The following is an 8,787-nucleotide window of genomic DNA, read 5'->3' as shown; positions in this document are numbered from 1 at the left end:
CCCCAGCCCGTCGTAGACGGAGGTCAGCCGGATCAGCTTCACCCCGGCGGCCTCCGCGACCGGGCGGAACATCACGTGCTTGACCCGGTCGCCGATGCCCCGCAGCCCGCCCACCACGGCGACCAGCGCCAGGAGCGTGCCGAAGCCGAGCCAGGGCGTGAGGGCCACCGCGACCATCAGACCGGCGCTGCCCACGTCGGCCAGGATGCTGGTGCGGCGCAGCCCGATCCGGTCCGCCCAGGGGGTGGCCAGCGCGCTGGAGAGCAGGTAGGGCAGCGTCTCCGCGGCGGCGACCACGCCCATCTTCGCCGGGCTGCCGGTGGTCTCCAGCACCAGCCAGGGGATCGCCACCACCGAGACCCGGCTGCCCAGGTTGGAGATCAGGTCGGCGCCGACCAGGGTGACCAGTTCCCGCCGGGGCGTCACGCCCGGCTGCCGATCGACGCCTCCGGGTGCTCCATGGCCGACGGGTGCGCGGCGGCGTACCAGGCGCGCAGCGCGCGCTTGTCGACCTTGTTGGAGCGGTTCAGCGGAAGCCGGTCGACGAACTCCACCCCGCCCGGTGCCCACGTGTCGCTCAGCGCGGCGGTCACCAGGTCGATCAGGTCCGCGCCGGTCACCGTCGCGCCGGGGGCGCGTACCACGTAGGCGTACGGCAGTTCGCCGGCTACCTCGTCCGGCACGCCGATCACCGCGGCGGCCCGCACCTGCGGGTGCCCGGCCAGCACGTCCTCGACCGGGCGGGAGTGGATCGGCCAGCTGCGCTGCCGGGTGAGGATCCGGTCCTGCATCCGGTCGACCAGGTACAGGTAGCCGTCGGCGTCGAGGTGCCCGATGTCGCGGGTGCGCACCCAGCCGTCCACCAGCGTCTCGGCGGTCAGCTCCGGCTGGCCGTGGTAGCCGGCGAAGCGAAGGTTCGTGTGCACCCACACCTCGCCGTCCGCGCCGGGCGGCAGCACGGTGCCGTCCTCGGCACGGATCTCGACCCGCACGTCGCCGTAGGGCCGCCCGCAGGAGCGCAGCCGCTCCGGGTGCTCCGGGTCGTCGGTCAACCCCGGCAGGGCGGTGACCACCACCGCCTCGCTCAGCCCGTACACGATGCGCAGCACCGGGCCGAAGCGCGCGATCGCCTGGCGCAGCCGGGCGGGCGCGGCGGGCCCGGCGCCCACGTTGAACATGACCATGGCGGAGAAGTCCGCCCCGGGCAGCGCCGGGTGGTCGAGCACCTCGTAGAGCATCGGCGGGGTGACGAACGTGGAGTTGATCCGCTCGGTCGGCACCGTCGCGATGAACGCCGTCGGATCCCAGCCGTCGCGCGGAAACAGCACCCCGCCGGTGAAGAGGTTGAACAGGCTGGTGATCTGACCGCTGGCCAGCCACATCGGCGAGTACGACAGGTGCCGCAGCACCGGGAACCCGGCGGCGACGAAATCTCCGGCCAGGGTGAGGATCTGCGCGTAGAAGCTCTCCCGGTGGTGCACCAGCTTCGGGGTGCCCGTGGTGCCGCTGGTCTGCAGGAACGACTCCGGCGCCGGCACCTGCGCCGGCAGCCCGGCCGGGTCGCCGGGCCGGGCGGTGAGGTCCGGACCGGCGCCGCCCGGGCCGAGGCAGAACACCGGTACGCCGGGGAGCTCCGCGACCAGCTCCGGCCCCAGGTTCGCCGGGTCGCGGGCGTCGTAGACGAAGGCGTCGGGGCGGGCCCGCGCGACGAACTCGTCGACCTCGCGCCGCGAGGTGACCGGGGCGACCCACATCGTCCGGCAGCCCAGCAGGTGCAGGGCGAGCTGCACCAGCGGCCCCTCCACCGGGTTGCCGAGGGCGAGCAGCACCGCGTCGCCCGGCCGCACGCCGTGCCGGTGCAGCGTCGCCGCCAACCCGCACACCTCGGCGCGCACGTCGGCGTAGCTGAGCCGGCGTCCCCCGCCGACCAGCGCCTCCCGGTCGCCGAAGCCGGCGAACAGCTCCAGCGCCCGGTGCACGTAACTCGCCCGTCGCTCCGGTCGGTCGGTCATCCGGCAGCCCTCCATGCGCGCAGCGGCGGCGGTTGCTCCGGGCAACCTCCGGGGACGACGCGGCGGGTGGCGCGCTCCGGCGACCGCACCGCCGCCGTCTGCGAGCGTAGGCATCCGCCGGTGACGCGGGACAGAGCCGAACGGCCCGGCCGGCGGACCGGAGGACATGTGATCACGTCGATCAGGTTGATTGACGCCTGTCAGCGGCGGCGGCTAGTTTCCGGAAATCGTCCAGGCGGTGCCGTCAGCGGACGGCCCTGGGCTGCCTACGATGGAGGTTCAATGTCGACCCCGAAGAGATGGCACGTCATCACCGCCGCGGCGACGCTGCTGGTGGCCGGCACCCCGGCCGTGGTGGCGAGCGCCGGACCGTCCTCGAGCGACACCGCCCGGCCGGGGCGGATGACCTGGGCGGGCAGTTGGGCGGCCGCGGTCACCCGGGGCAACGCGACCGGCCTGACCAACACCGGCCTGAACAACCACAGCGTCCGGATGGTCGTGCACACCACAGTGGGCGGCCCCACCCTGCGGGTGCGGCTCAGCAACGTCTACGGCGAGCAGGCGGTCCAGGTCGGACGGGCCACCATCGCCCGCCCGAACACCGCGACCCCCGACGACCTGTCGGACATCGACCCGGCGACGCTGCGCGAGCTGACCTTCAACGGCGCCGGCTCGGCGACCATGAACCGGGGCGCGGAGCTGCTCAGCGACCCGCTCGACTACCCGGTCGGCGACCAGCAGGACCTGGTGCTCACCGTGCACTTCCCGACCCCGACCGGCCCGGTCACCTTTCACGGCCAGTCCCGGCAGACCAACTTCATCGGCGCCACCGACCTGACCTCCGCCGCCGACGGCGCCAGCTTCACCATCCGCCCGAACTGCTGCTGGTTCTTCCTCTCCGGCATCGACGTGCAGCGGCGGCACACCCCCGGCGCGGTGGTGGTGCTCGGCGACTCCATCGCCGACGGCAACGGCAGCACCGTCAACGCCAACCGGCGCTGGCCGGACCTGCTCGCCGACCGGCTCATCGACACCCGGCCCGACGTACGCACCCCCGGCGTGCTCAACCTCAGCCTCGCCGGCAACCGGCTCAACCACGAGGGGCCCGAGCCCGGCGCCGGCGGCTTCCCCGGCTACTTCGAGCTGGGCCCGAACGCGGTGAGCCGGCTCGACGAGGACGTCTTCGCGCAGACCGGCGCGCGGACCGTGGTGACCCACCTGGGCATCAACGACATCTGGATGTCCGGTGACTCCGCCGAGCAGATCATCGCCTCGTTGCGGCAGATCAACCAGCAGGTCAAGGCGCGCGGGTTGCGCAGCTTGGTGGCCACCCTGACCCCGTACGAGGGGCACGGCAACCCGGGGGTCTGGACGCCGGAGAAGGAGCAGACCCGGCAGGCGGTCAACGCGTACCTGCGCGGCAGCGCCGAGTTCGACGGCCTGCTCGACTTCGACCGGGTGCTGCGCGACCCGGCGCGGCCCAGCCGGCTGCTGCCCGCGTACGACTCGGGTGACCACATCCACCCGAACGACGCGGGCAACCAGGCGATGGCGGACGCCGTACCGCTGCGACTGCTCGGCCTGTGACCCGGTGCGGGCGGCGGACGCTCCGCCGCCCGCACCGCCGATCCTGGGGGGACCGACCGTGGACGTCACGCAGCTGCTGACCCGGCTCTACAGCGACGAGGGCCGGCAGAACCCGTATCCCTGCTACGCGGGCCTGCACGAGCTGGGCCCGGTCAACCCGGTGCCGGCCCGCGCCGACCAGCCGGGTATCACCGCTGTCGCCGTCGGCTACGACCTGGTCGACCGGGTGCTGCGCGACCCGGAGTGGTACAAACACGCGCCGTCGGGCTGGCCGGAGCAGGAGGTGCTGCGGACCTTCCTGACCTCGATGATGTTCGTCAACCCACCCGACCACACGCGCATGCGGCACGTCTTCGCCGGGGCCTTCACCCCGCGCCGGCTCGGCGCCCTGGAACCGGTGATCGTCCGGGTCGTCGACGATCTGCTGGACCGGATGGCGGACGCCGGCGGCAGCGGGATCGACTTCGTGGCCGACTTCGCGTACCCCCTCCCGGCGCTGGTGATGGCGGAGCTCATCGGCATCCCGGAGGCCGACCTGGGCTGGTACCGGGAGCGGGTGGACCGGATCGACGAGTTCCTGGACGTGGCCGGCAAGACGCCGCAGCGGCTCACCGCCGCCAACACCGCCGCCGGGGAGCTGCGCGCGTTCTACCGGGAGCTGCTCGCGCACCGGCGCCGGCAGCAGGGCGACGACCTGATCAGCGCCCTGGTCGACGCGGTCGACTCCGGCAACGTGGCGCTGACCGAGGACGAGCTGATCAGTAACCTGATCGTGCTCTTCAACGCCAGCTTCGTCACCACCGTCTACATGTTCAGCAACGGCCTTCCCCTGCTGCTCGCGCATCCGGAGGTGGCCGCCGCGCTGCCCGGCGACGATCCGCTGACCCGGGGCGTCGTCGACGAGATCCTGCGCCTGGAGGCGCCGGTGCACTTCCTGGCAAGGGCCGCGCCGCGGGACATGGTGCTGGGCGGGGTGCCGGTCGCCCGGGGCGAGAACGTGCTGCTGATCATCGCCGCCGCCAACCGTGACCCGGCCCGCTTCCCCGACCCGGACCGCTTCGACCCGCGCCGCCCCGGGCCGCCGTCGCTGGCCTTCGGCGTCGGCCTGCACTACTGCCTCGGCGCCGCGGTGTCCCGGCTGGAGGGTCGCCTCGCGCTACCCCGGCTGCTGCGGCGCTTTCCCCGGCTGGCGGTCGCCGAGCCGCCGTCGTACAGCGGCAGCCTCTTCCTGCGCGGCATCGACAAGCTGCCGGTGCACACCGGCGGACAGGAGAGCCGATGAACGTCCACCCGCAGGTGGTGGCATACCGGGCCGCCCGCGCGGCGGCCGGGGCGCCGCCGCTGTACACCCAGACCCTCGCCGAGGCCCGGGCCGCCGACCTGGCCGCGATCCGGGCCGCCGGCGGTGAGGTCGAGCCGGTGCACGAGGTACGTGACACTCAGGTTCCCGGCCCCGCCGGCGACCTGCCGGTGCGGATCCACCGCCCGGCGGGGGAGGGGCCGCTGCCCACCCTGGTGTACTTTTTCGGTGGCGGCTGGACGCTGGGCAGCGTCGACACCGCCGACGGGATCTGCCGGCGGCTGGCCAACGCGGTGCCCTGCCAGGTGGTCACCGTCGGCTACCGGCTGGCCCCGGAGCACCGCTTCCCGGCCGCCGTGCACGACTGCCACGCGGCCACCCGGTGGATCGCCACGCATCCCGGGGGGTTCGGCGTCGACCCCGACCGGATCGCCGTGGGCGGCGACAGCGCCGGCGGGAACCTGGCCGCCGCGGTGACCCTGCTGGCCCGCGCGGGCGGGCCCCGCCTCGCCGCCCAACTGCTGGTCTACCCGAACACCGACCAGACCGGCGAGGTCGACGGGGACGGCGACGACCCGCTGCTGTTCAACCGCCGCTCGGTGGCCTGGTACCGGGCCCACTACCTGGCCGATCCGGCCGACGCCCGCGACCCGCTGGCCTCGCCGCTGCTCGCCGCCGACCTGACCGGCCTGCCCCCGGCCCTGGTGGTCACCGCCGAGCACGACCCGCTGTGCGACGAGGGGGAGCGGTACGCCGGGCGGCTGCGCGACGCCGGGGTGCCCACCACGCTGACCCGCTATCCGGGAATGATCCACGGGTTCTTCGCCATGCCCGGCGCGTTCGACGACGCCCGGCGCGCACAGGACCAGGCCGCCGCCTTCCTCCGGGAGCGCTTCGGCCTCCCGCCCGCCGGGGGCGGCAGTGGCGGCGCGGAGCCGGCGGCGGAGGGCGGCGCGGCGGTGGCCGCCGGGACGGGCGCCGGCGATGGCTGAGGCGGTGCTGCCGACCCCGGACGTGCCGCTGGGCGTGGCGCCCGCGCCGGCCGGGCTGGCCGACCTCGCCGAGGCCGCCCGGGCGGTGCTCCCGGTCGAGGTGTGGGACTTCATCGACGGCGGCAGCGGCGCCGAGACCACCCTCGCCGCTAACCGGCGCGCCCTGGACCGGGTCGCCGTGCTGCCCCGGGTGCTGCGTGGGGTGCACGCCGCGCGCACCGAGGCGCGACTGCTCGGCGCGACGCACGCCATGCCGGTGGCGGTGGCGCCGATGGCGTACCAGCGGCTGGTGCACTCCGAGGGGGAACCGGCCCTGGCCGCGGCCGCCGGCGCGGCCGGCGTGCCGTACGTGGCCAGCACGCTGAGCAGCGTGCCGATCGAGCAGATCGCGGCGGCCGGCGGGGCGGTCTGGTTCCAGCTCTACTGGCTGCGCGACCGGGGCCTGGTCGCCGACCTGCTCGACCGGGCGCACGCCGCCGGCTGCGCCGCGCTGGCCGTCACCGTCGACGTGCCGATCCTCGGCCGGCGGCTGCGCGACGTGCGCAACGCGTTCGCCATCCCGCCGCACGTGACCGCGGCGAACCTGCCCGCCGGGCGGGACGACCTCGCCCACGCCGCCGCGCCGGGCGTCTCCGCGGTCGCCGCGCACACCGGGGAGGTCTTCGCCCCGGCGGTCAGCTGGGCCGACCTGGACTGGCTGCGCGGGCGTACCGCCCTGCCCCTGGTGGTCAAGGGCATCCTCGACCCGCGCGACGCCGAGCTGGCGGTCGCCGCCGGGGCCGACGCGGTGGTGGTCTCCAACCACGGTGGGCGGCAGCTCGACGGGGCGCCGGCCAGCGCCAGCGCGCTGCCCGGGGTGGTCGCCGCGGTGGCCGGCCGGTGTGAGGTACTGCTGGACAGCGGCGTGCGCGGCGGCGTCGACGTGTTGCGCGGGCTGGCGCTGGGCGCGCACGGCGTGCTGGTCGGCCGGCCGATGCTCTGGGCGCTCGCCGCCGGGGGGCGGGCCGGCGCGGAGGCCGCGTTGGCGCTGCTCGCCGACGAGTTCCGGGACGCGCTGACCCTCGCCGGCTGCGCCGACCCGGCAGCCGCCCGGGAGCTGCGCACGATGACGGTGGAGTGAGCCGTGGCCGAACCGGTGGACCTGCACGTCGCCGACCTGCACCCGGCGGTCGACGACCCGGCGCTGAACTCGATGAACTTCCTCAACGAGATCGCCGGGCACTACCCGGAGGCGGTGTCGTTGGCCGCGGGCCGCCCGTACGAGGAGTTTTTCGACGTCGCGGCGCTGCACCGGCACCTGGACACCTTCCGCCGGCACCTCGCCGACGACCTCGGGCAGAGCCCCGCCCAGGTGCACCGCACCCTGTTCCAGTACGGCCGCACCAAGGGGATCGTGCACCACCTGGTGGCCCGCAACCTCGCCGTCGACGAGCGGATCAGCGTCGACCCGGAGGCGATCGTGGTGACTGTCGGCTGCCAGGAGGCGATGTTCCTGGTACTGCGGGCGCTGCGCGCCGGCCCGCGCGACGTGCTGCTCGCCGTCACCCCCACGTACGTGGGGTTGACCGGGGCCGCCCGGCTGCTGGACCTGCCGGTGCGGCCGGTGGCCGGCGGGCCGGCCGGGGTGGACCTGGCCGACCTGCGTGCCCAGGTGCGCCGGGCCCGGGCCGCCGGGCTGCGCCCGCGCGCCTGCTACCTGATGCCGGACTTCGCCAACCCGTCGGGCACGAGCATCGGCCTGGCTGAGCGGAGGCGACTGCTCGACCTGGCGGGCGAGGAGGATCTGCTGCTCGTCGAGGACAACCCGTACGGCCTCTTCCCGGCCGGGGACGTCGAGCGGCTACCGACGCTCAAGGCGCTCGACCCCGCCCGGCGGGTGATCTACCTGGGCTCGTTCGCCAAGACGGTGCTGCCCGGCGCCCGGGTCGGCTACGTGGTGGCCGACCAGCGGGTGGCCGGCTCCGACGGCACCGTCGGGCTGCTCGCCGACCAACTCGCGAAGATCAAGAGCATGGTCACCGTCAACACCTCGGCGGTCGCCCAGGCGGTGATCGGCGGCGCGCTGCTGGAACACGGGTGCAGCCTGGTCGCCGCCACCGTCCGGGAGCGGGCCGCGTACGCCCGGAATCTGCGCCACCTGGTCGACGGGCTGGCCCGGCGGTTCCCGGCCGGCTCGCCGGTGCGCTGGACCGTCCCGGCCGGGGGGTTCTTCGTGGTGGTCACCGTGCCGTTCCGGGTCGACGACGCGTTGCTGGACCGCTCGGCCCGGGAGTACGGGGTGCTTTGGACTCCGATGGCGCACTTCTACGACGACAGCGCCCCGGTCGACGCGCTACGCCTGTCGGTCAGCGCCGTCACCCCGGAGCAGATCGACCTCGGCCTGGACCGGCTCGCCAGCCTCGTCGCCGACGAGCTGGCCCGGCGGGACGCGACCGCGGGTGTGGCTTGACACACCCCGTTCACCGCACGGCAAAGCGCCGTTGCCCGCGTTCCATCGTCCTGGATGGACACCCATAATGGACGCCATGGTCGCCTGGGAGTACGCCTTGCTGGTCCGCCGCTATCAGGGGCAGGGCCGCAATTTCCACGTCAGCTTCACCTGGTACGGCCCGGACGGGTCCCGCCGGGACATCACCGCGTACGGCGACACGGCGATCGCGCACCTCAACCGGGCCGGCCGGGAGGGCTGGGAGCTGGTCTCCGCCGCCGAGGACGTGAACAACGTCCAGGGCAGCACGGAGGTGCACCGCTACCATCTCAAGCGCCCCGTCACCTGACGTCCGCTCCGTCGACACGCCCCGCCTCCTCGACACGCACCGCCTCTCGGCACCGTCCGCCGCGCCTCGGCCGCCAATCGGCCGACGCCGACGCCGACGCCGACGCCGACGCCCCGCCC

At 74.7% G+C, this 8,787-nt stretch carries 7 protein-coding genes and 1 pseudogene; 6 read left to right on the top strand and 2 right to left on the bottom strand.

Annotated features, from left to right (window positions below; translation table 11 throughout):
• Together C1I99_RS25650 and C1I99_RS25645 are read right to left on the bottom strand one after the other, a co-directional pair.
• On the bottom strand, positions 1-426 hold a 426-nt coding region (locus tag C1I99_RS25650; RefSeq protein WP_146604054.1), incomplete at its 3' end, for an MFS transporter.
• Positions 423-2,012 carry a class I adenylate-forming enzyme family protein gene (locus C1I99_RS25645; RefSeq protein WP_111136760.1) on the bottom strand — a complete coding sequence of 530 codons (1,590 nt, stop codon included), beginning with the start codon at positions 2,010-2,012 and terminating at the stop codon, positions 423-425. The genes C1I99_RS25650 and C1I99_RS25645, both read right to left, overlap by 4 nt.
• 309 nt (positions 2,013-2,321) lie before the next feature.
• On the opposite strand from C1I99_RS25645, the gene C1I99_RS25640 reads away from it, so the two are divergent.
• The 6 genes and pseudogenes from C1I99_RS25640 (at position 2,322) to C1I99_RS25615 (ending at position 8,668) form a co-directional block, all read left to right on the top strand.
• The gene (locus tag C1I99_RS25640; protein ID WP_199562393.1) at positions 2,322-3,599 is read left to right on the top strand and encodes an SGNH/GDSL hydrolase family protein; all 1,278 of its coding nucleotides are present in this window, start codon (positions 2,322-2,324) and stop codon (positions 3,597-3,599) included.
• A 58-nt stretch (positions 3,600-3,657) separates the two neighbouring features.
• Positions 3,658-4,881: a cytochrome P450 gene (locus tag C1I99_RS25635; RefSeq protein ID WP_111136757.1), complete on the top strand. Its 1,224-nt coding sequence runs from the start codon at positions 3,658-3,660 to the stop codon at positions 4,879-4,881.
• Positions 4,878-5,819: pseudogene (gene lipP1 / locus C1I99_RS25630) on the top strand (LipP1 family hormone-sensitive lipase); the annotation flags it as partial. The gene C1I99_RS25635 and the pseudogene lipP1, both read left to right, overlap by 4 nt.
• Positions 5,820-5,883: 64 nt before the next feature.
• Positions 5,884-7,011 (top strand): alpha-hydroxy acid oxidase, encoded by a 1,128-nt coding sequence (locus tag C1I99_RS25625; protein WP_111136759.1) that lies wholly within the window; start codon positions 5,884-5,886, stop codon positions 7,009-7,011.
• Positions 7,012-7,014: 3 nt separating this feature from the next.
• Positions 7,015-8,340, top strand: a complete 1,326-nt coding sequence (locus C1I99_RS25620) for an aminotransferase-like domain-containing protein (RefSeq protein WP_111136755.1) — start codon at positions 7,015-7,017, stop codon at positions 8,338-8,340.
• Between the two features lie 67 nt (positions 8,341-8,407).
• Positions 8,408-8,668, top strand: a complete 261-nt coding sequence (locus tag C1I99_RS25615) for a hypothetical protein (protein ID WP_111136754.1) — start codon at positions 8,408-8,410, stop codon at positions 8,666-8,668.
• The last annotated feature ends 119 nt before the right edge of the window (positions 8,669-8,787 follow it).

The organism is Micromonospora deserti, assembly GCF_003236335.1.
Lineage (GTDB): Bacteria > Actinomycetota > Actinomycetes > Mycobacteriales > Micromonosporaceae > Micromonospora > Micromonospora deserti.
The sequence above is the reverse complement of the archived record's forward strand: the minus strand, read 5'-3'. Positions and strand labels throughout refer to the sequence as shown.